This window comes from Sphingobacterium prati (assembly GCF_013167215.1).
Lineage (GTDB): Bacteria > Bacteroidota > Bacteroidia > Sphingobacteriales > Sphingobacteriaceae > Sphingobacterium > Sphingobacterium prati.
On record NZ_JABJWY010000024.1, the window covers coordinates 85,855 to 107,856 of the forward strand.

The window sequence follows — 22,002 nt, forward strand, 5'->3', positions numbered from 1 at the left end:
GAAAGCAAATATACTTATTTACTGCTGAGATATGCGATTGCATTAAGATATATGATACTTTAGTTACTTTTAGAACCGAGAAAACTTTGCCAAAATCCTTTCTCAATACCCACATAATAGGCCTTTTCTTCCTTTTTAATGGGATAAATATGGATAAAGTCATGTTGGGCCGGATTACCCCTGCCTGTTACAAGATCAAATTCATGGCGATGGAAGGGACAGATCACTTTACCCCGTTCACACCAACCATTTTTGAGCGGAGCGCCCGCATGGGGACATTTCCTGGAGAATGCATGTAATTGATCTTCAAACCACGTGAGACAAATGGTCTTTCCGCCAAACTTATGCTCTGTTACTCCCTTATCCTTTAGATATTGTGCATCATCAATTTTGTACCACTGAAGCATAGTACAAGATAGTTAAAATTTACAGTGAATTTTCTATCTTTGTGCAATTTCAAAAATTTGCACTATATATGGCTTTACAATGCGGTATCGTAGGTTTACCAAACGTTGGTAAATCAACATTATTTAACTGTCTGTCGAATGCGAAAGCACAGGCAGCAAACTTTCCATTTTGTACAATTGAACCAAATGTTGGGGTAATTACCGTACCGGATGCCCGTCTAAATAAATTAGCTGAACTAGTCAATCCGCAACGTATCGTTCCGAATACCATTGAAATCGTAGATATTGCCGGATTGGTGAAAGGAGCATCAAAAGGAGAAGGATTGGGCAACCAGTTTCTAGGAAATATTCGTACTACAAATGCGATCATCCACGTCTTAAGATGTTTTGATGATGGTAATGTAATCCACGTGGATGGTTCGGTAGACCCAATCCGAGATAAAGAGATCATTGATACAGAATTACAACTTAAGGATTTGGACACTGTTGTAAAACGTATTCAGAAAGTCGAAAAAATGGCAAAAACAGGTGGCGATAAAGATGCTAAAAGGACTTTCGATATCCTATCTGTCGTCAAAGAACATTTGGAAGCAGGCAAATCAGCACGGACAGCTCCTATCGAAGCTGAAGATTTTGAATTTATTCAAGACCTAGCTTTATTAACAGCAAAACCAGTACTTTACGTATGTAATGTAGACGAAGGATCCGTTAACACCGGCAATGCTTATGTAGAACGCGTCAAGGAAGCAGTAAAAGATGAAAAAGCTGAAGTATTGATTATATCAGCCCAAATAGAATCTGAAATTGCGCAACTAGAGAGCTACGAAGAGCGCAAAATGTTTTTGGATGATCTAGGTTTGGAAGAATCTGGCGTCCATAAATTGATTAGGGCAGCATATTCTTTATTAAATTTAGCGACTTATTTTACAGCTGGTGTCCAAGAAGTACGTGCCTGGACGATCGAAAATGGCTTCACTGCACCGCAAGCTGCCGGTGTTATCCATACCGATTTTGAAAAAGGGTTTATCCGAGCTGAAGTGATCAAGTACGATGACTTTGTTACTCTAGGCTCAGAAAATGCGGTAAAGGAGGCAGGGAAATTATCCGTAGAAGGGAAAACTTATATTGTACAGGATGGAGACATTATGCATTTCCGTTTTAATGTATAATAACTAATTATATTGTTAATATTCTAAACGCAGGATGCCGAAAAAATAATCTTTCGGCATCCTGCGTTTAGAATATTTTAAGGGTCACCGTTTTATCGTATTGATAGCGACGCCTTATGGATCACTCAATAAGTGCAATTATATATTGACAGAGAAGTAGCCAATCAAATTGCTAAAATTACTATTTGACAAAATAACGATGTTCGATGACTTCAATTTTTTCAACATTTTTATCTTCCAGCATCTTTTTTACATCACAATGCCCTGTTACGCCTCGATAAATTAGAGTTCCTCCAAGGGTCAAGCCTGAAAGCCCTGTCAGTGGCGATTTAAGAATCTTCTTCACACCTAGACCTAAAATAAAGCCGCCTGCGATTACAGATAGCACACGTTCGGATGTACCAATATTCTCTTCAATACAATCGTCCTTTACCTTAGCCTTAATCTTGTCAAATGCAAATGTCAATAGGTTACTCATAATTATCTATATTTAAGTATTTCATTAGATAAACAAATTATGGCCCAAAAAAGTTTAGAAATAGAATAATAGTTTTTATACGATTTCTCGAATCACATCTCTATATTCGTATATAAAATTAAACATTCATGCAAGTCAAAAAATATTCAGGTGAATTGGTACCTTTTAACGGCGAAGCTTTACGGTATTCTCTTTCCCGTTCGGGAGCAAATAACGATCAAGTGAATCACGTGTATAACAGCGTCGTCAATGAGATGTATGACGGTATTTCAACTAGAGAATTGTATCAACTCGCTTTTGATAAACTAAAAACTCTTCGAAACTCTTTTGCCGCGCGCTATAGCCTAAAGAAAGCGTTACGTGATTTAGGACCAGAGGGTTTCTACTTCGAAAAATATATTGCACATTTGCTTCGGTCGATCGGTTATGAAAGTATAACGGGACAAACGGTACAAGGCCATGCTGTTTCTCATGAATTAGATGTCGTCGCATATAAAGACGGTAAGTTGATGACAGCAGAATGCAAATTTAGAAATGACATTGACGCTAAAATTTCGGTTACTACCCCTATGTACTACCTCTCAAGATTCAAAGATATTAGTGGAATTGATTACGATTTTTTCGGTAAAACATTGCAATTTCAGGAAGGTTGGCTAATTACCAATGCATACTTCACGAAGGATTCAATAAACTTTGCAAATTATTATGACATCAATCTACTCTCTTGGGATTACCCACAAGAAAATAGCATAAAAAGAAGAGTCGATAAAGCCGTATTTTACCCTGTCACTTGTTTAACCACACTTTCTGATTTAGAAGAACAACAGCTATTAAAAAATCAATTGATCTTGGTAAGGGATATTGTAAACAATCCTGAGAAATTGGATATCCTTGAACTTGACAACGAACGAAAAGTCAAAGTACTTAACGAAGCCCGCGAACTAATAGACTATAAAGTGGAGGAAGAAAATTAATACAACTAGCTGAAAAAATAGGCATATATATTATCATGTATGCCTATCTTATTCATATAATCTTGTATTATTTTTTTAACACAACGGGATAATAAATCTTACCATACTTGGAAAACTCACTTAAATCTATCTTTTCCCAGAAAATACCATAGACAGCAGCGCCAGATCCAGACATAGAGGCATATATCGCGCCCTTACTATATAATTTTTCTTTAATTTCTTTCAGTACTGGATAAGTATCAAAAATACGATCTTCAAAATCATTTCGAATATGGAATTTCCATTCCTGAATAGGCAATCGGATTGCTTCCTCAAGATTAACCTCTGAAGGAGTTGGCTTCACTCCAGTATATGCCTCAGCTGTTGAAACATGAATATTTGGCATAATAACGACCATATAATACTCATGTAAGTCGAGCAAAATCTCTTTAAAATCTGTCCCGATCCCAGTGGCAAAAACCGGCATATTATCAATGAAAAACGGACAATCCGCCCCCAATTGTCCAGCGTACTTTTTCAATTGTGAGTTTGTCAAATTTAGTTTAAATAATTCATTGAGCCCTTTCAACACAAAAGATGCATCCGCCGACCCACCTCCCAGCCCAGCTCCAATCGGAATCTGTTTGATTAAATCGATCGTAACAGATGGAATATCAAATTCTTTTTTTAACAGTGCATGTGCCTTCATGCAGAGGTTATCCACCATATTTCCGGGTATACATCCACCTCGAATAGTTAGCGAAGATGTTTCAGCATTTGTCTCTAACAGCTCTATAATATCATAGATCGCTAGTGGGTAGAATATGCTATTTAATTCATGGTAGCCATCCGTTCGCCTGGCTGTAACTTGCAGACCGATATTTATTTTAGCATTTGCAAAGAGTATCATGAGATATCGTCTAAATCAACATCTAAATTTTCTATTAATAGCTCACCAACGAACAGATTGTATCGCTAAAGCGGGACAATCTGCCTTTTGCTTTGAGAAAGTCCAATGAAATAATAAAACTATAAGCAGCGATCACTCCACCTAATTTTTCAATCAGTTTACTCGCAGCCACAACAGTCCCACCTGTCGCCAAAAGATCGTCATGTATCAAAATACGGCTTCCTTTTTCAAAAGCATCTTCATGGATCTCTATTGTTGCCTGACCATATTCCAATGCATAAGATTCAGCAATTGTTTTAAATGGTAATCTCCCTTGCTTACGTATAGGGATAAAGGGCAGACCTAATCTATTGGCAAGTAAAAATCCGAAAAGAAATCCGCGACTTTCAATACCCGCAATAGCATCAATTTCAATCCCCTGAAGTTGATCAATAATCGCATCGATCATTTCATTGCATAACTCAGCATCTTTCAACAAGGGGGTAATATCTTTAAAGACAATACCCGGTTTTGGAAAATCCATAATATCCCGGATTCCCAATTTCAATTTATCTTGAATCATTCTCAAATATTAAATACGGCGCGATTTTAGCAATAGCAAGATCTGAAAGTGTACCTATCTTGGCAAAATCCTCTATATTAGCATAATTGCCATGTTGTTCTCGGTAATTAACGATTAACTTCGCGTCCTTTGGGCTAAGATACGGATGTTTACCCAATGAAATGGCATCAATCTGGTTAATATCGATTTTTTTAATCCCTTCTAAATTAGAAATAGTGATATGGTCTTTTATCAAATCGTAGGTTTCGGAAGTAACCCCATACACCTCTTTTAATTGTTCTATTCGATAGAACCCACCAAGCACCTCTTTATATTTTAGTATACGTTTAGAAAGAACTGTACCGATCCCCTTCAAGCTCATCAATGCCGTTGTGTCACAGGTGTTAATATCGATAAGTTCGGCCTTATCAGTTTCGAATTTATCATAAAATAAGTTTGGTTTATCTGTTGTGCTTTTAGTTGTTGTTTCCTTCTTTATATGGATAAATGGTTCGAGTCTTTTATATAATTTCTCGTTGATGGAATACATTTTCCTAACATCACTTTTATCCCTAAATCGGCCACCTTTTTTCTCGTAGTTCTTAATGACCGCAATTTGCTTATCTGAGAGCCCAAGCTTGCGCCAATCCTCTTGTGATAGATTATTAGGATCGAAATAAAATAGTTTTACATCACCTTTGCGATGCGTTTCACTCGAATCCATTGAAATTGTATTCTTTTCCAAATGAATAGCAGTAGTGGAAAATTTCTTATTTGGATAATCAACAACATCAGTGGAATCATGAAATGACTGTTCAAAAACTCGAGCATGATGCGCAATCGGCTCCTGTTTGCGTTCCCTATTCAATAAGGAATACACGATACTAAATAAAATGATTATCACTAATATAACAAAGAACCCATTTTGCTCTGTTTTATTAAATTTAAAATAAGTCAATAACCTTTTCATAAGCTGCTAAGGGTTGGGTTATATAAATTTAATCAATTAGAAGGAAAATAAAAAGGAAGGTATTAAAAAACACCTTCCCTTTGTTAAATATTGATACTACTATAATTTTATAGTACCGATTTATCTACTTTTTCCACTTTACTGCCCTCTTTCAAAGTTTTGGAAATGGCATCAAATGGTCTGGAAACAACCTGATCTCCCTTTTTTAGACCCGAAAGGATAATAATATTTTTATCATCTTGAATACCGGTTTTAATCGGAACCTGCTTGACAGCCTCACCGCTTAAGATAAATACGTACTCCTGTATTTGTTTATTTGTATTGGTAGAGTCTTTATCATCGGATCTTACAGTAACGGATTGTATCGGTACTACCAGACCTCTATCATGTTTCGTGAAAATCTGTACAGTGGCAGATAATCCTGGTTTGAAAGGAGAAGCTACATTTTCTTTAATAAGATCCTGGTATGATTCTGCGCTGATACGTACCTTGACATTGAAATTTGTTACTTGATCAGTTGAGGATGTCGCCACAGTTGTGGTTGCGATATTTTTGGACGAACTTGCGATTTCGGTAACAATACCTTTAAATTTTCTATCTTGAAAAGCATCGACTTCAATTTCTGCTTGATTTCCAACTTTAACATTATTGATATCGTTCTCATTGACATCAACATTTACCTCCATTGACGACATATTTGCAATACGCATTATTTCAGTACCAGCCATTTGCGCAGTTCCTACCACACGCTCGCCCTGCTCAATGGAAAGTAGCGAAATAATTCCATCTGTCGGAGCATAAATGGTTGTTCTATTGAGGTTATCCTGCGCTTCTTTAACAGACGCCTGAGACTGATCAATACCATATCTTGTTGACCGCACGGTTTCTCTTTGCGCCTGGATAGCTGCTAGGGTCGAAAAGTATTCCGAAGAACTCTTATCCATTTCAGCCGCCGAAATAACTCTTTTTTCAAAAAGCTCCTGGTTTCTCTTGTAAGTTGCCGCTACATTTTTAAAATTTTCTTCCTGTTGTTTTAGCTGTGATTGTGCAGCAGCCAGATTAGCACGTTGTGAATTCATTGCTGCGACAGAGCGATCGTAACCAGATTGCAAGATGTCAGGTTTGATCCGACAAAGTATCTGCCCTTTTTTCACAAAATCACCTTCTTTTATGTTGAGTTCAACAACCTCACCTGAAACTTCAGAACTTAGTTTAACTTCTATTTCCGGTTGTATTTTTCCACTGGCAGATACCAGTTCATCTACATCCATTTCTTTCACAACATCTACAGCAACTTTGGTAATATCTCCTTTTCCAAACCACCCGGCCTTAAAGCCAATAAAAACAAAAATTGCCAAGAGAGCTACTACAATTAATAGAATTCTTACTATACTACGTTTTTTCTTTGCCATTGTCTTTCGTTAATCAAATAGGTTAATTGTTGTCGAATTGAATTGGATTTCCTAAATAATAATCAATAATCTTGGATTTGAATATTACATTATATTTCGCTTGAATAAGATCAAATTCAGCTTTATTACGTTCAGTCTGTGCAGTAAATAGCTCCAGAGAATTTGCCATACCGATATCGTAGCGTTCCTTGGTTGCTTTATAAGCTGTTTCGGCACTTTCGAAAGCAGTGATTGCAGAGGTGTAGCTTTGTTTGGCAGCACTTACGTCTAACACTGCTTGGTTAACTGCCTTATTTAAATTATTTTTTGCCAATTGTTCATTAGCCTCGGCCTGTTTTAGACCAATCTTAGCTTTTGCAACGTTCACCTTGTTTTGGTTCTTGGAAAAAATTGGGACAGCAAGTGATAAACCTGTAAAAAAAGATTTATTGTCCGACACCTGTTGCCTAAAAGGTACACGATATACCGATGTAATATCTAAAGGATCACGTTGCCTAGTTGTTGCCGAAGAATAATTCGTACCATAGCTCACATTCAAATTGAGCGTTGGGTAATACCCGCCCTTGGCAATGTCTATTTGTTTTAATGCGACTTCCCTATCCAATGCGGATTTACGAATATCTGGTTGCCTTACTAAAGCCTTTTGGTATACATCTATGGCATTCTTATCTTCTGCACTTACCAAGACAGATTCTAAACTCGGACGTTCGAGAGAAATCACAGTTTCAGAAGGCATTTCCATCAATTGTTTCAAAGTTAACAAAGACATTTCATATGAATTCTTCAAATTTACCTTGTTCAATTCGTTTGAGGCGACCTGATTCTTGGATTTCGCGAGATCAGCGATAGTCTTATTTCCAACAGAAAATTGAATTGAATCTAATGAAAATTGCTGTTTCGATAAGGCAATCTGATCTTCACTAGCCACCATCAATTCATGATTTGTAATGGCTTCTAAATAATTCACCAAGACATTTAAAACAAGATCATTTTTAATCTTATCCACTTGTGTGGCAGCAGACTCCAACTGTAATTTATTAGCTTTTATTTGATTTACTTGTTGAAAACCTTGAAATATATTTACGCTAGATCCAACCGATCCAGTAGTACCTCTAGTCCAGGCATTATTAACAATTCGTCCAGAGGTCATATCGAAGCCAAAGCCATAACGGAAACTTTGATCGACCGAAGCACTTAAGTCTGGCAATAAATTACTTTTCGCCTGAAACAAGTCCTGAGCGGCGAGATCTTTACTCAGTTCGGCTTGTTTTATTTGCACATTACGTTCCAATGTCATGCGTATAGCCTCTGCTACTCCAACGACTTGCTGGGCTTGTATTAGGTTGTTTGTTCCCAGAAAAAAACCAGTAAATATTACTGCAGAATAATAAAATCTTTTCATGTTCATATGTAGAACCATACAATTTTTATAGATTTGAACTTCATTTATCGGTTATGTATTTTGTCAAATCCCCTTTTTTCCTACGTTGGCTTTATCCAAAATCAATCTGGCATATGTCGCGGACGGAAAAAAAAGTCTATCTCACTTTTGATGATGGTCCAATTCCTGAAATTACACCTTTTATACTCGATATCCTAAAAAAATATCAGGTCAAGGCAACATTTTTTTGTGTTGGTGAAAATATTAAAAAAAATCCACATTTGTTCCAAAGAATTTTAGAAGAAGGGCATCAAGTTGGCAATCATACTCATAACCATTTAAAAGGTTGGGAGACAAACGACGCAATCTATTTGGATAATATCGTTCAATGTCAGGAACTAACGCAAACGGATCTCTTTAGGCCGCCTTACGCCAAGGCCAAAAAATCACAACTCAAAAAGTTATACAAAAATTATCGTGTGGTGATGTGGGACATCATGTCTGGAGACTTCGATCAAAACCTTAGTCCCGAAAAATGTCTTCAAAACGTACTTCCTAATATTCAAAATGGTTCTATTATTATTTTTCATGACAATATCAAAGCCATTCCCCGTGTTGCATATGCGCTACCTAAAACGATCGAATTTCTCCTGGCAAATCAATACCAAATAGAAAGATTAGCATGAAGTTTATGGCCTTGTCCTTGACAAAATTACTTCAGATTCATAATACTTTCCCACACTAACACTAAAATACCCCAATACTCCATCGGACAGATTTGAAATTGGATTAGAAGGTGATGCCGCCCCAGGATTAATCAATTGGAAGCTATTCCAGTAGTTATAGGCACCTACATCAATACATTGACGTAAAACACGAACACGATCCCCTAGTTTAAGATCCCTATCCCGATCAATAATATCGTGCTGCACTTGCAGTCCATTATTATACTTATCATTAAACACATCGATAAAGCGCAACTCACCACCGTTTACAGACATCTTGTACTTGTAGTAGTTCCCCATATCAGGCGGATCATTAAAGACCAAAGTAGGATAATAAATGGTATCTGTAAATATTATGCGTTCTGACAGACCTATAGAATCCACATCGACATAGGTTGGCACCGTCGAGGTTCCTTCAATTTCTTTTCCATCAGCCGTCTTTACATGCAGCTGATAGCTGGCCTTTTCCTGCAGTCGCAATGTTTTATTAGTATATAAACCGTCGGCACCTGGCGAAAAGGTATAGATCCGATTATTTTGCAAATTTCGAACGAACACTTCCGCATCTGTTATGGGGCTCAGCATAGATTCTTTTAGACCGATTACTTTTTGTATACTGATTTGATGTTGTTGATCTGACACCATCAAATCAGCAGTAATAACGAGCTGTCCCGTGTTTTCGGGCAAGTTAAGATCAATTTTATCTTCACATCCAACCAAGGTTATCCAAGCCAAGAGCATCCCGGCAAATATCTTTTTCATCTTGCGTTAAAATTTAAAATTCCAAGTAACAGACGGTATTGTTCCAAACAATGCGATCCTATATATCTCAGTTATATTGGATTGCCCCTCTTTCTCCCTAAAATCTATCAAATAGGCATTTTTGCGGTTATAAGCATTATAAATTCCGAAAGATAAACTAGAATAAGTATTTTTCGTACGCTTAATATCATAAGTTGCTGCAAGATCCAAACGATGGTAGGCCGGCATACGCTGACCATTTCGCTTATCATAATAGAAGACCGTTCGATCATCAACAAAATACTTACCTGCTGGCATTGTTACGGCATCACCTGTATAGTATACAAAGTTTGCGCTTAGGTTCCATTTTGGATTCAGCTGATACTGCGCTACAACAGCTATATTATGCGTCTTATCCTGGCGTGCGTTAAACCATTGCCCGTCATTGATCTGGTCAAATTGTCTTTCACTTTTGGATAAAGTATAGCTTATCCAGCCATTTAACCGTCCTAGTCGTTTCTTTATAAACCACTCCATACCAAATGCCCTGCCTCTGCCAAATAAAAGCTCTCCGTCTAAAAATTCATTCGCCTGTAAATCGGCTCCATTTCTATAATCGATCTGATTCTTGAGATCCCTATAGTATCCCTCTATCGAAAACTCATATCTATTAGAGGCAAAATTTCTGAAATAGCCCAGCGAATACTGGTTGGACAACTGCGGTTTGATCGTATTATTACTCAATACATATTGATCGGTGGGCAGACTACTTGTTGTATTGCTCAATTGATGTAAGTACTGGACATTGGTATTATAAGAAGCTTTTAATGTTGTCTGCTCGTTCAGGGCATAGTTGAGAGAAATACGTGGTTCCAGATAAACATATCTTTTGCCCATTTCTCCACGTCCAACATAAGTTGAATCAATAGCTTCGCCAGCATTGTCATAGCTGTAGAATGTACCTGGCCCTAATGTCGCATAAGCTGTTGCCCTGATCCCGTAATTCAATTTAAGCTTATCATTTATTGACCAGTCGTCGGAAATATATGCAGCAATATCCAGCCCTTTGCGATGCTGAATACGCAATGAATTTACTTTAGAATCTTCACCTGCTTCGATGCTTGCGGGGCTAATTTCCTGCAATGCAGCCTGTATCCCAAACTTCAAATTATGACGGTCCGAGAGGCTATATTGAAAATCCTGTTTAAAATTATAGTTGAATATATCCGAGCGAATCTTAAAATTATTATCGTCTTCAATTTCTACTTGGTAATTAAATTTACTGAATATCAATGTCGTATTGCTAAATAAACGACTATTCCAAACATGATTCCAGCGCATAGTTCCGGTCGCATTTCCCCAATTGAAATCAAATAAGTCATGGTAGGCCATCGCATCCTTACCAAAATATCCAGATAAGTAAATCGTATTTTTATCGTTAATCCGATAGTTTAACTTGGCATTGAGGTCATAAAAAAAAAGCGCGCTTTTTTTTATATTTTCGTCACTTGACAGTTTCAAAAATAAATCAGCGTAGGTACGTCTGCCGGATATCATAAACGAACTTTTCCCTTTCTGTAGAGGTCCTTCTACCTTAAGCCGTGAGGCAATCAACCCCAGCCCTCCCTCGACATTAAAATGCTGATTATTCCCATCCAATGTCGTTATTTCCATGACTGAAGAAATCTTGCCACCATACTGTGCTGGAACACCACCCTTATAAAAGTTGACATCTTTTATGGCATCTGAGTTAAACGTAGAAAAGAAACCAAAAAGGTGGGAACTGTTGTAAACTGGGGCTTCATCCAGCAAGATTAGATTCTGGTCTCCCCCGCCCCCCCGAACATAAAAATTGCTACTTCCTTCTCCACCACTTGTCACGCCCGGAAACAATTGAATAGTTTTTAAAATATCTTTCTCACCAAACAATACCGGAACTTTCTCAATCTCTTTTGGGCTGAACTGAGTCAGCCCAGGTGTCAAATCCTTAATTGATTTTCTTCGATTCCCGGTAACAACTACCTCAGCCAATTGACTCTCTTGCGGAACAAGTTGCACAATATAGGTTGAGTCTTTGCTCATCTCAACAGGCAACACTTTAGTTCTATAACCCATTGAAGAAACTTCCAAGAAAGCCTCTTGTCCACGAAGGGATAAACTAAAGAAACCATATTTGTTAGAAGCCGTGGATTTATTTTCCGATTGGTCACGGACTAAAGCCCCAATAATATTTTCACCACTTATACTATCTCGGACAAATCCAGATATGGATCTGGATTGTTGCCCATAAGATTCCTGCGCGCAAAACAGAATAGAAGAAAAATAAAAAACAACCTTTAAAGGTTTAAGCATAGCAGATTGAATTCAAAAATTTGTTGAAAATAATAAAAAAGCCTTACAATCTGTAAGGCTTAATAATAAGTTTATAATTTGTTAGTCAAGATTTTCTATAAACAAAAATAGTATTTTATTCATTTAAGCCAAATATTTATCTATTTTTCTTTTATTTTTTTTCTGGCTGATTGAAAAAATCGTTGAAAAAGGCCATTTGATACACGATGGAGCGTGACCAATACGCCCAATTATGTCCCCCCTCGCTTGTAACAAAGGTATGGTTAATATTGTGGTACATCAATTTATCATGAAAAGCAACATTGACGGGATAGAAAAAATCGTCCTTCCCACAATCAACGATCAGGCGAAGTTTATTATTTATTAACTTAGGAACCATATTAATAACAGCGCGGTCATCCCAAGCCTGAGACGAGTCGGCATAGTTCCCGATACGATCCTTAATTTCCCAGTTTAACGGAAAAGGTCTAAAATCCACACCGCCCGCAGTACTACCCGCAGCGCCATACAGATCTTGGTGTTTAATCGCAAGAGACAAAGCCCCATGACCTCCCATACTAAGACCTGTAATCGCTCTTCCTTTTCGATCTTTGACTGTCGCATAATGTTGATCGATATAATCAATCAGTTCTTTGGAAACAAAAGTCTCATATTGATAATTTCGATCGTTTTCGACATCCCAATACCAACTGCCAAATCCCCCATCTGGACAAACAATCATATATCCATATTGATCAGCTAGCGCAGCTACGCTAGAATTATTTACCCAATTACTATAATTGCCCGAATATCCATGAAGTAAATAGAGAACTGGGTATTTTGTTCGATCTGAATAACTTTTTGGGAGAATAACTACTGTTTTGATCACTTTATCCATGCTCTGGCTCCGAACGGCTATGGTATCTACCTTAGCCGCTTTACTTCCGGTTATTAAACAAAATAAGGCAATTGATAAAAATAAAATTCGTTTTAAATTCATTATGTTACAAGTTGGATTTTTATACTAATTTAAGCTAATCAGCTCTTTATTACCGTTCTTTACTACGATAAGTTTGCTATTTATCATTTGATTTAGGTATTTTTTCAAAGTAATAAAGATAGGATTTTAAACCAAAGGGACGTTCACTTAATGTATAAAAACCATTGCTTTCATCATCAAAAGTTATCGCTTCGCCCTGAGGCTCTACTGCGTAAGGGATTTCAATTGGCTTCCGTTGGAGTGTTTCTGCCCATGATTTACCCGATTTTTTTTTCCAGTAAAAAATAGTTGTAATGTTTTTTATAAGCATCTCTTTTCCTGAAGGATCTATAGCTGCAGCTGTAGCAAACGTAAAAGGAAGTTCTGCAGTTTTACTTAATGTGAAGTATTGTTGTTTGGTATTAGTAAAGACCGGCGCGCTATATACGGTAGATCGAAATTCACGCTTTGAAACAACATATAACATATTATCCTGAGGATCAACCATTACAGCTTCTGCATCAAGACGTTTTTGGCCTGGAAATTTGACAAAGATGGTTTTAATATCTTTCTTTGATATCAACGTTGAATCACAGATTGAAGGTTCTGGAAATACATAAAGGCTTGCCCAAGTACGCTTTCTAAGATTATTTCCGATATCGGCTAAAACCAAATAATTTTTATTGCCCATTCTGAGACGATCTATATCCTCACAATCAACAACGCTCACACCTTCAAGTGTAAACGTTTTGAGCAACTTGGCATGGCGGTCAATCAAATAAATGTTGGCACCGTCACCACTATCATTATGGACCCAAAAATTTCCCTTCTCACGAGAGGCAGCTATTCCAGAGACTTCTTTTAGCTGTGGATCTATCAATTCCCCTACGGCGATTTGTGTTTTAAAATAATCCTTGCTATTTTGGGCATATAACCGTAAGCCCGAAAGAAAAAGTACAATCACTAAGAGTGCTTTTGTTCGCGCAATATTCATGTTTAAAGATACGTTTTTATTGATAGTTAACGTCCATTATGAAGAAATCCCTCAAATCCTGCTTACTTTTTATTCTACCATTTCTATTCCAATATAATTTACAAGCACAAAGCAGCTCGTTTCGGATAAAAGTCAAATCTGGGCTTGAAAATACACCTCCCTACCTTGTAAAATATTACAATAGTACAGATTGGGAAAATTTTTACGCAGAAATCCAGCAGTTTAATTACAACGCCAATTTTGAGTACAATATTCGGGTAAAAAAAACAAGGACAGCGCAAACTTCAATCTATACGCTGGATGAAATAATAAGCCAATCTCAAGCTGAAAACTCAAAAATCGTCATTTGGGACATCGCCGAAAACTATGTCTATAATCCAGTATCGGGCAATTTGACATGCCTGCAAGTAAAATCTGAAACAAAAGACAAATGGGAATATATTTCTAAGCCAATTCATGATTTCGATTACGAAGAGCAATATCGTTATCGTATCAAAGTAAAGCAAACGAAAGGTAAAGATACTGATAGTGTTCAATATCAATTGCTTGGTATCATCTCCAAAGAGAGGGTCACTGAGCTACCAAGTATTGCCTCATTCCTCAGCAGATTTAAATGGAATTTACTTCAATTAAACGGCAAAGATGTTGCAAGTAATAAAGCCAACATCGGTTTCGATGCGAAAAATGGAACGATCGCAGGATCGACAGGATGTAATAATTTTTGGGGCGATTTTATCATCGAAGGCAATTTGATAAGCTTTCCGCACCTTGCAAGTACGATGAAGTCATGCAATGGCGTTAATATAGAAAATGATTTCTTTGAGATTATCGAACGAAAACAGGTTCAATTTGATATCGCCGAACAGACGCTGAACTTTTACATCGATGGAAGGTTAGTGATGATCTTCGGATTGGATCGTGCATAAGAAAAACACCCGAAGCCTGGGGGACTTCGGGTATCTTAGCCATATTATTAACCTATTTTATGAAAAGTATTTATGCCATTTGGAAATGACATAAACAAATATGTGAAATAAAGCGGAAAGAATCGAAAGTATCACTTTAATTTAACATAATTTTAACATTTTAAAAATATTGAGAAAAATCGGCACAAAAATGATATTTTTTCAGACTTACTGCCATACAATATGTAGTATCTTAACCTTTTAAACCATAACGATGATCAAGACATTTATTACGACAACATCTTTATTTCTGGCAACAACACTTTTTGCGCAGAAGAATCCCGTTATAAGCGGAAACTATGCTGATCCTGAAGGAATTATCTATGGAAACAAATATTGGATTTTTCCTACCTATTCAGCTCCTTATGAAGAACAGCTATTTTTCGATGCTTTTTCTTCTTCAGACTTAGTTAACTGGAAAAAACACCCACATGTGCTCCAAAACACACAAGTAAACTGGGCAAAAAAGGCTATGTGGGCTCCCGCAGTTCTTGAAAATAATGGAAAGTACTATTTATTCTTCGGTGCCAACGATGTACATCAGGGGGAAATTGGTGGCATTGGTGTCGCAGTAGCGGATAAACCGGAAGGCCCTTATACAGATTTATTGGGCAAACCATTAATTAATGATATTGTTAATGGTGCACAACCCATAGATCAATTTGTTTTTAAAGATAAGGACGGAACGTTCTACATGTATTATGGCGGCTGGAAGCATTGTAACATAGTCAAACTCAAACCAGATTTTACGGGCTTGCTTCCTTTTGATGACGGAACTTATTACAAAGAAATTACGCCTAAGGATTATGTCGAGGGTCCTTTTATGTTTATCAAAGATGGCAAATACTACTTTATGTGGTCAGAAGGTGGTTGGACAGGTCCTGACTATAAAGTCGCCTATGCAATTGCAGACTCTCCATTTGGCCCATTTGAGCGCATTGGAACAATTCTCGAACGGGACCCTAATGTTGCTGTTGGTGCTGGACATCATTCGGTCATTAAAGTTCCGAATAAGGATAAATATTTCATCGTTTATCACCGTAGGCCCTTAGGCAAGGAAGGTGCCAATGAGCGAGTCACCTGTATCGATGAAATGAAATTTGACAAAAATGGACATATACTTCCTGTTAAAATGACTTTTGAAGGTGTAAAATATCCTTTAAAATAGATTTTTCTACCAGTAAAGTTGTTGGTATATACTGCAATCGAATCTAAAATGAGAGCCCCAATCAATGATGATCAGGGCTCTTCTTATTTTATTAAAACATGGAGCGATTAAATATGCGCAATGGCATTATTTAATGTCGCCGAGGGACGCATAGCTTTTGTAGCTAATTCGTCATTCGGAAAGTAATAACCACCGATGTTCTGTACCTGACCCTGTGCACCGATCAATTCTTCATTGATCTTAGCCTCATTATCTGTCAATTCTTTTGCAACATTTGCGAAGCGGCCTGCCAGTTCAGCATCTTTTGTTTGGGCTGCCAAAGCTTGAGCCCAGTACAATGTTAAATAAAAATGAGATCCGCGGTTATCAATCTGACCTACTCGGCGTGCCGGCGATTTGTCGTTTGCCAAGAATTTCTCAGTTGCTTCATCTAGAGTTTCAGCCAAAACCAATGCTTTAGGATTATCCTGTGTTTGCGATAAATGCTCCAGTGAAGCTCCTAAAGCCAAAAATTCTCCTAATGAATCCCAACGTAAATAACCCTCTTGAAGAAATTGCTCTACGTGTTTTGGAGCCGAACCACCAGCACCAGTTTCAAACAAGCCACCACCATTCATCAACGGTACAATAGACAACATCTTGGCCGAAGTACCAACTTCTAAAATAGGAAATAAATCTGTCAGATAATCACGTAGTACGTTACCTGTTACAGAAATAGTATCTTCCCCTCTACGGATACGCTCCAACGAGAATTTAGTTGCCTCAATCGGTGATAGAATTCGAATATCTAAACCTGTCGTATCAAAATCAGGCAAGTATTTCTCTACTTTCTTAATGATCTCTCTGTCGTGCGCACGGTCTTTGTCTAACCAGAATATTGCTGGAGTATCTGACAAACGTGCACGGTTTACAGCTAATTTTACCCAGTCTTGAATCGGTGCATCTTTTGTTTGACACATACGGAAAATATCCCCTTCTTCAACGTTCTGTTCCATGAATACATGACCATCGGCGTCTACCACACGGATAACACCGTTACCTGCAGCTTGGAAAGTTTTATCGTGAGACCCATACTCTTCCGCTTTTTGAGCCATCAAGCCAACGTTTGGAACAGACCCCATTGTTTTAGGATCCAAAGCGCCATGCGTTTTACAGTCCTCTATTGTTGCTTCGTAAACACCAGCATAAGAACGATCTGGCACCATCGCTATCGTATCTTCTTCCTGACCATCTTTATTCCACATTTTACCACCAATCCGGATCATTGCAGGCATAGAAGCGTCAATAATAACGTCAGAAGGAACATGGAAGTTTGTGATACCTTTGTCCGAGTTAACCATTGCCAGAGCAGGACCTTGCGCAATAGCCGTATCGATAGCAGCTTTCACTTCCGCTTCTTTTGCATGACCTGCAATTTTAGCATATACTTCTCCTAAACCATTATTTTTGTTGATACCCAGCTCTTTGAATAAATCGCCATAAGTCGCGAATACATTAGCGAAATATGTTTCTACGACTGCCCCAAAAATAATCGGGTCTGACACTTTCATCATTGTTGCTTTTAAATGGGCAGACAACAATACACCAGCTGCTTTCGCCTCAGCGATCGCATCCGCTACAAAGCCTTTTAATGCTTTTAAACTTAACGTTGATGAGTCAATTACTTCGCCTGCTTTTAATGGGGAAAGACCTTTTAATTCAGTAACCGCACCTTGTGCATCTACAAATTCTATTTTGAATTGACCTGCATTTTCAACAGTTACAGATTGTTCCGAACCATAGAAATCGCCAGATGTCATTGAAGTAACTTTTGTTTTAGAATCTTTCGCCCAAGCACCCATTTTATGTGGATTCGCTTTCGCATAATTCTTCACCGCTTTAGGTGCACGACGATCCGAGTTACCTTCACGTAATACTGGATTTACAGCAGACCCCAGTACTTTCGCATATTTAGCTTTGATAGAGTTTTCTTCTTCTGTAGTTGCTTCATCCGGATAGTTCGGAATAGCATAACCAGCTTTTTGTAATTCAGCAATAGCACCTTTCAATTGTGGAATAGATGCTGAAATATTCGGTAACTTAATGATGTTTGCTTCTGGAGTAGTTGCCATTTGACCCAACTCTGCTAATGCGTCAGCAATTTTTTGATCTTCTTTTAAAAATTCTGGAAAGCTCGCAAGAACACGACCTGCTAAAGAGATATCTCTCAATTCAACATCGATATCAGCTGTAGCTGTAATCGCTTGTACAATAGGCAAAAACGAGTAAGTCGCCAACAAAGGTGCTTCATCTGTTTTTGTCCAAACAATTTTTGATTTGTTTGACATAGTAATCTATTAGAAATATGTTTAATTTTTTAATGCTATGTGAAATCAGTAAAAAATCTAAATTTTTCAAAATTTCGCCTAAAGATAAGAATTAATGCTATAAACTGCGCGCTAATCGCACCTTTTTGACAATAAAATTGTTAAAATAAATATATTTTGGCAATACCAGATAAGTCTGTCCCTAGCCTTTAAAATGAAAACCCTCTTGACAATTCAGTGACGGGAGAATACAATTGAAATCCTAAATTAGTCAAACAAAAAATATAATTAAGCATGAAATCATTCAAATTGAACAATGGGATTGATATTCCAGCAATTGGATTTGGAACCTGGCAAATTCCGGAAGGAGAAGAAGCATATCAGGCTGTAAAAGAGGCTTTGGCAACAGGCTATACACATATCGACACTGCAGCAATTTATGGTAATGAAAAAAGTGTCGGAAGAGCAATCAAGGATAGCGATATAGACCGTAATACGTTGTTTATAACAACCAAATTGTGGAATACTGAACGTGGCTATGATAAGACAATTGCTGCTTTCGAAAAATCACTTACCAACTTGGGACTGGATTATTTAGACCTTTATTTAATACACTGGCCTGCCAACGAAACACAATTTGAGGACTGGGCTGCTATTAATGCTGATACCTGGAAAGCATTCGAGTACTTATACAAACAAGGGAAAGTGAGGGCAATCGGAGTCAGCAATTTCCCGAAAGAATATCTAGCGAAACTACTAGAAACAGCGACAATAGTCCCAAGCGTCAATCAAATTGAATATCATCCAGGCTACCTCCAACAAGATACTGTTGACCTTTGTAAATCAAATGGTATTTTAGTGCAAGCTTGGTCTCCATTGGGTTCAGGAAGAATATTACAGGACGAGACATTGATTGCTTTAGCAGCGCAGAAGGCTACAAGCGTCGGACAAATCTGTATCAAATTCGCACTGTCTCAGGGCATATTACCACTACCGAAATCCACAAATCCAGCAAATATTAAGCGAAATTTAGATATCGGTAATTTCGAACTTACAAAAGAAGATATCAGCACAATTCGAGAACTGCCAACAATGGGCTTTTCTGGATCCGATCCTAAAAAAGTCGCATTCTAAATCATAGGGATAGCATCCTCCAGACAATATAGTTTGGAGGATCATTTTTTAGCGTAGCATTAATGATGAACGAAATACAACTGATCGATCAATCAGAACTTCCTCAGAGATTGGATAAATATATTTATCATCCGCTCTATACAACTTGTATCCTCATAAATAAAGGAACAATTGTTGTCAATTGCAATGGAAATCCAATACAGTTAGAAGCCGGCAATATTTTCTTCATCAGTTATAATAAGTACTATAGTTTTTTGGATACCGGTGCAAATTCGGAGTTCAAAATCCTAAATTATGATAGAAATTTCTCCAGTAGAATCCGCCTCTCCATCAGTAAATATGACGCCTACCGTCTTATCAATGCGAATAGCTCCGTTCCCTTTAGTCCCAAGCCCACCGACTTTGAAACGGTTTGGACATTGCTTTCCACTTTACATCAAAATCGTAAGAAAGCACATGATCTCCAAAGGGATTTTCTTCAAAAAGCGAATATAAATATTTTTATGGCTATCATTTATCTATTGGCAGCTGCTATATATGATGCCGGAGAAGGTCACGAAAAGATCCGCAACAAGAGAAAAGAAGAGATCACCGTTCAATTTCTACAGCTCGTGGCAGATCACTATAAACAACATCGGGATTTAGCTTTCTATGCAGAATTAATTAATATCTCGATAAAATACCTCTCTATAAGTGTCCGAGAAATTACCAAAGATCCGCCTTCTGAAATTCTAAGTAATTGGTTGCTGAGCGAAGCCAGAGCACAACTTATTGTTTCTAATAAAACCATCAATCAGATATCCCAGGAGTTTCATTTTTCAGATCAATACGCATTTAGTAAGTTTTTCAAAAAACATGTTGGTGTGACGCCTAGCATATTCCGGGAGCAGCAAGCAGCCACTGTTACCAATTGAACATCACAAAGCATTAAATAGACATTTCTTAGCACTATACCGGTGTGTACCTTTGTACTACATATATAGAACTAAGAAATATACCATGAATATTAAATCAAGCGTACTAAAAGCAGGTTTGTACTTGGTCGTTTGTTTCATTACAACTTTTAGCAATTTAACATACGGTCAAGACAGTATATCGACCAAAAAGATCAATATCGAAACATTATTTGCGCTCGCGATACACAATCATCCCAATTTAGCTGTTTCAAAAGCTGCTGTTGATGTCGCTAAACAGAAGACTGCGGTGGCAAAATTGAAAACATTACCTGAGCTCAATGCATCAGCTTCGGCATTTTACCTAGGTGATGCTGCGCTGATTGAAAAGAATTTATCAGGTTCTGAAAAGGTCCCTCTCCCCCATTTCGGAAATAACTATTCCTTAGAAGCCAAAGAGCTTATCTGGAAAGGCGGAATGATCAAAAACACTATTAAAGCATCTTCTTTAGGGGAAGAACTAGCGGAACTGGATCACCTAAATGAAGAACAAGACATCAAAATTTTGGTATTGGGATACTATCTGGATCTCTTTAAACTCGGCAATCAAGAGCAGGTTTACAATCAAAATATTGAACTCGCCCAAAAGAGGCTAGAACTGACCGAAAAACTGTATAAGCAGGGAATGATCACTAAGAATGATGTCATAAGAAATCAACTGCAAATCTCCGAACTGCGACTTACCAAGGAAGTCATCCAAAATAATATGCGTATCCTCAATGACGAACTTATCGTTGCGCTGGGATTGCCAGAAGGCACGGTAATCAAACCCGATGGTTCTATTTTAAAAGCACACTTCCAGCCGCAGGATCTAACGACATTAAAACAAGCGGCTTACACATCAAATCCCGCTATTCAGCTTGCTGCAAAAGAAACTGAGCTTCTTTACACCGAAAAAGATATAACGAAATCTGAAAAATCACCCGCACTTAGCATTTTCGCCGGAAACGAGCTGGTAAAACCAATCACCAATGTTATGCCTGTCATTGACAAATATATGAATACATGGAATGTCGGTATTTCACTCAGTTACAACATCGCGTCTTTATATTCGACGAGCAAAAAGCTAAAATTAAACGATTTGCAGATTGAAAAAAACAAGAAATATGAACTCGCTCTGAAACAAAAGGCCAGTGTCGCTGTTAATAATGCATACATTAAATACAATGAGGCTTACGCTCAACGCAATACACTTGAGTACAACAAAGCACTTGCGGACGAGAACTATCGTATTATTGAGAAAAAGTATTTGAACCAATTGGCACTTATAGTCGACATCATGGACGCTTCCAATTCAAAACTCGAAGCGGAACTGAAATATACAAATGCTGAAATCAATATTGTGTATGCATATTACAAACTTTTGAAAGAGACAGGAAAGATCTAATCTGCTTCCTTGCCTAATTTAATCAGTTTTATATATGTAGGGCCTCATTAAGTAATTAATGGGGTTTCTTTGATTATTGTTTTATTACAAATAATTTA

Annotated in this window: 20 protein-coding genes; 8 read left to right on the forward strand and 12 right to left on the reverse strand. The window is 37.5% G+C overall.

The genetic code is table 11. From position 1 onward, the window contains the following. Positions 1 to 59: 59 nt before the first annotated feature. Positions 60 to 407, reverse strand: a complete 348-nt coding sequence (locus HPC41_RS06425; RefSeq protein ID WP_172393214.1) for a Rieske (2Fe-2S) protein — start codon at positions 405 to 407, stop codon at positions 60 to 62. Between the two features lie 68 nt (positions 408 to 475). Here HPC41_RS06425 and ychF point away from each other — a divergent pair, with 68 nt between their 5' ends. Beyond that, positions 476 to 1,576 (forward strand): redox-regulated ATPase YchF, encoded by a 1,101-nt coding sequence (gene ychF / locus HPC41_RS06430; protein WP_172393215.1) that lies wholly within the window; start codon positions 476 to 478, stop codon positions 1,574 to 1,576. A gap of 181 nt (positions 1,577 to 1,757) precedes the next feature. Here ychF and HPC41_RS06435 read toward each other — a convergent pair whose 3' ends face one another. Next, positions 1,758 to 2,054 (reverse strand): YgaP family membrane protein, encoded by a 297-nt coding sequence (locus HPC41_RS06435; protein ID WP_172393216.1) that lies wholly within the window; start codon positions 2,052 to 2,054, stop codon positions 1,758 to 1,760. 128 nt (positions 2,055 to 2,182) lie between these two features. Between HPC41_RS06435 and HPC41_RS06440 the strand changes: the two genes are divergently transcribed. Continuing rightward, positions 2,183 to 3,028, forward strand: a complete 846-nt coding sequence (locus tag HPC41_RS06440) for an ATP cone domain-containing protein (protein WP_172393217.1) — start codon at positions 2,183 to 2,185, stop codon at positions 3,026 to 3,028. Between the two features lie 67 nt (positions 3,029 to 3,095). Here the strand turns inward: HPC41_RS06440 and ispE are convergent, their stop codons facing one another. The 5 genes from ispE to HPC41_RS06465 form a co-directional block, all read right to left on the reverse strand. Then, positions 3,096 to 3,917 carry a 4-(cytidine 5'-diphospho)-2-C-methyl-D-erythritol kinase gene (ispE, locus tag HPC41_RS06445; protein WP_172393218.1) on the reverse strand — a complete coding sequence of 274 codons (822 nt, stop codon included), beginning with the start codon at positions 3,915 to 3,917 and terminating at the stop codon, positions 3,096 to 3,098. A 34-nt stretch (positions 3,918 to 3,951) separates the two neighbouring features. Continuing rightward, a complete protein-coding gene (locus tag HPC41_RS06450; protein WP_172393219.1) occupies positions 3,952 to 4,479 on the reverse strand; it encodes an adenine phosphoribosyltransferase in 528 nt (175 codons plus the stop codon). Further along, positions 4,466 to 5,428, reverse strand: coding sequence for a helix-hairpin-helix domain-containing protein (locus HPC41_RS06455; RefSeq protein ID WP_172393220.1), 963 nt, complete (start codon positions 5,426 to 5,428; stop codon positions 4,466 to 4,468). Before HPC41_RS06455 ends, HPC41_RS06450 begins: the two co-directional genes overlap by 14 nt. Before the next feature lie 107 nt (positions 5,429 to 5,535). Beyond that, entirely contained in the window at positions 5,536 to 6,840 is a 1,305-nt protein-coding gene (locus tag HPC41_RS06460; RefSeq protein WP_172393221.1) for an efflux RND transporter periplasmic adaptor subunit, read from the reverse strand. A gap of 22 nt (positions 6,841 to 6,862) precedes the next feature. Next, positions 6,863 to 8,242, reverse strand: a complete 1,380-nt coding sequence (locus HPC41_RS06465; protein WP_172393222.1) for a TolC family protein — start codon at positions 8,240 to 8,242, stop codon at positions 6,863 to 6,865. Positions 8,243 to 8,355: 113 nt separating this feature from the next. Here HPC41_RS06465 and HPC41_RS06470 point away from each other — a divergent pair, with 113 nt between their 5' ends. Continuing rightward, the gene (locus HPC41_RS06470) at positions 8,356 to 8,907 is read left to right on the forward strand and encodes a polysaccharide deacetylase family protein (RefSeq protein WP_420240176.1); all 552 of its coding nucleotides are present in this window, start codon (positions 8,356 to 8,358) and stop codon (positions 8,905 to 8,907) included. A 3-nt stretch (positions 8,908 to 8,910) separates the two neighbouring features. Here HPC41_RS06470 and HPC41_RS06475 read toward each other — a convergent pair whose 3' ends face one another. From HPC41_RS06475 to HPC41_RS06490, 4 genes are all read right to left on the reverse strand, one after another. Next, positions 8,911 to 9,708, reverse strand: coding sequence for a DUF4249 family protein (locus HPC41_RS06475; protein ID WP_172393224.1), 798 nt, complete (start codon positions 9,706 to 9,708; stop codon positions 8,911 to 8,913). Positions 9,709 to 9,714: 6 nt separating this feature from the next. After that, on the reverse strand, positions 9,715 to 12,039 hold the full coding sequence (locus HPC41_RS06480; protein WP_172393225.1) for a TonB-dependent receptor: 2,325 nt from the start codon (positions 12,037 to 12,039) through the stop codon (positions 9,715 to 9,717). 151 nt (positions 12,040 to 12,190) lie between these two features. Continuing rightward, entirely contained in the window at positions 12,191 to 13,018 is an 828-nt protein-coding gene (locus tag HPC41_RS06485) for an alpha/beta hydrolase (protein WP_172393226.1), read from the reverse strand. Positions 13,019 to 13,094: 76 nt separating this feature from the next. Further along, on the reverse strand, positions 13,095 to 13,991 hold the full coding sequence (locus HPC41_RS06490; RefSeq protein WP_172393227.1) for a hypothetical protein: 897 nt from the start codon (positions 13,989 to 13,991) through the stop codon (positions 13,095 to 13,097). A 38-nt stretch (positions 13,992 to 14,029) separates the two neighbouring features. Here HPC41_RS06490 and HPC41_RS06495 point away from each other — a divergent pair, with 38 nt between their 5' ends. Next, positions 14,030 to 14,917, forward strand: coding sequence for a DUF4377 domain-containing protein (locus tag HPC41_RS06495; RefSeq protein WP_172393228.1), 888 nt, complete (start codon positions 14,030 to 14,032; stop codon positions 14,915 to 14,917). Between the two features lie 253 nt (positions 14,918 to 15,170). After that, positions 15,171 to 16,124 (forward strand): glycoside hydrolase family 43 protein, encoded by a 954-nt coding sequence (locus HPC41_RS06500; RefSeq protein ID WP_172393229.1) that lies wholly within the window; start codon positions 15,171 to 15,173, stop codon positions 16,122 to 16,124. A gap of 107 nt (positions 16,125 to 16,231) precedes the next feature. Here the strand turns inward: HPC41_RS06500 and HPC41_RS06505 are convergent, their stop codons facing one another. After that, a complete protein-coding gene (locus tag HPC41_RS06505; protein WP_172393230.1) occupies positions 16,232 to 18,451 on the reverse strand; it encodes an NADP-dependent isocitrate dehydrogenase in 2,220 nt (739 codons plus the stop codon). Between the two features lie 273 nt (positions 18,452 to 18,724). Here HPC41_RS06505 and HPC41_RS06510 point away from each other — a divergent pair, with 273 nt between their 5' ends. The 3 genes from HPC41_RS06510 to HPC41_RS06520 all read left to right on the forward strand — a co-directional run bounded on the left by HPC41_RS06510 (position 18,725) and on the right by HPC41_RS06520 (position 21,904). Beyond that, on the forward strand, positions 18,725 to 19,564 hold the full coding sequence (locus tag HPC41_RS06510; RefSeq protein ID WP_172393231.1) for an aldo/keto reductase: 840 nt from the start codon (positions 18,725 to 18,727) through the stop codon (positions 19,562 to 19,564). A gap of 62 nt (positions 19,565 to 19,626) precedes the next feature. Beyond that, positions 19,627 to 20,478, forward strand: coding sequence for a helix-turn-helix domain-containing protein (locus HPC41_RS06515; protein ID WP_172393232.1), 852 nt, complete (start codon positions 19,627 to 19,629; stop codon positions 20,476 to 20,478). A gap of 85 nt (positions 20,479 to 20,563) precedes the next feature. Continuing rightward, a complete protein-coding gene (locus tag HPC41_RS06520; protein ID WP_172393233.1) occupies positions 20,564 to 21,904 on the forward strand; it encodes a TolC family protein in 1,341 nt (446 codons plus the stop codon). Positions 21,905 to 22,002: the final 98 nt, after the last annotated feature.

Excerpts from the sequence above, each read along its gene's own strand:
- HPC41_RS06425 (WP_172393214.1), bottom strand. The coding sequence starts at position 407 with ATGCTTCAGTGGTACAAAATTGATGATGCACAATATCTAAAGGATAAG.
- ychF (WP_172393215.1), top strand. The coding sequence starts at position 476 with ATGGCTTTACAATGCGGTATCGTAGGTTTACCAAACGTTGGTAAATCA.
- HPC41_RS06435 (WP_172393216.1), bottom strand. The coding sequence starts at position 2,054 with ATGAGTAACCTATTGACATTTGCATTTGACAAGATTAAGGCTAAGGTA.
- HPC41_RS06440 (WP_172393217.1), top strand. The coding sequence starts at position 2,183 with ATGCAAGTCAAAAAATATTCAGGTGAATTGGTACCTTTTAACGGCGAA.
- ispE (WP_172393218.1), bottom strand. The coding sequence starts at position 3,917 with ATGATACTCTTTGCAAATGCTAAAATAAATATCGGTCTGCAAGTTACA.
- HPC41_RS06450 (WP_172393219.1), bottom strand. The coding sequence starts at position 4,479 with ATGATTCAAGATAAATTGAAATTGGGAATCCGGGATATTATGGATTTT.
- HPC41_RS06455 (WP_172393220.1), bottom strand. The coding sequence starts at position 5,428 with ATGAAAAGGTTATTGACTTATTTTAAATTTAATAAAACAGAGCAAAAT.
- HPC41_RS06460 (WP_172393221.1), bottom strand. The coding sequence starts at position 6,840 with ATGGCAAAGAAAAAACGTAGTATAGTAAGAATTCTATTAATTGTAGTA.
- HPC41_RS06465 (WP_172393222.1), bottom strand. The coding sequence starts at position 8,242 with ATGAAAAGATTTTATTATTCTGCAGTAATATTTACTGGTTTTTTTCTG.
- HPC41_RS06470 (WP_420240176.1), top strand. The coding sequence starts at position 8,356 with ATGTCGCGGACGGAAAAAAAAGTCTATCTCACTTTTGATGATGGTCCA.
- HPC41_RS06475 (WP_172393224.1), bottom strand. The coding sequence starts at position 9,708 with ATGAAAAAGATATTTGCCGGGATGCTCTTGGCTTGGATAACCTTGGTT.
- HPC41_RS06480 (WP_172393225.1), bottom strand. The coding sequence starts at position 12,039 with ATGCTTAAACCTTTAAAGGTTGTTTTTTATTTTTCTTCTATTCTGTTT.
- HPC41_RS06485 (WP_172393226.1), bottom strand. The coding sequence starts at position 13,018 with ATGAATTTAAAACGAATTTTATTTTTATCAATTGCCTTATTTTGTTTA.
- HPC41_RS06490 (WP_172393227.1), bottom strand. The coding sequence starts at position 13,991 with ATGAATATTGCGCGAACAAAAGCACTCTTAGTGATTGTACTTTTTCTT.
- HPC41_RS06495 (WP_172393228.1), top strand. The coding sequence starts at position 14,030 with ATGAAGAAATCCCTCAAATCCTGCTTACTTTTTATTCTACCATTTCTA.
- HPC41_RS06500 (WP_172393229.1), top strand. The coding sequence starts at position 15,171 with ATGATCAAGACATTTATTACGACAACATCTTTATTTCTGGCAACAACA.
- HPC41_RS06505 (WP_172393230.1), bottom strand. The coding sequence starts at position 18,451 with ATGTCAAACAAATCAAAAATTGTTTGGACAAAAACAGATGAAGCACCT.
- HPC41_RS06510 (WP_172393231.1), top strand. The coding sequence starts at position 18,725 with ATGAAATCATTCAAATTGAACAATGGGATTGATATTCCAGCAATTGGA.
- HPC41_RS06515 (WP_172393232.1), top strand. The coding sequence starts at position 19,627 with ATGATGAACGAAATACAACTGATCGATCAATCAGAACTTCCTCAGAGA.
- HPC41_RS06520 (WP_172393233.1), top strand. The coding sequence starts at position 20,564 with ATGAATATTAAATCAAGCGTACTAAAAGCAGGTTTGTACTTGGTCGTT.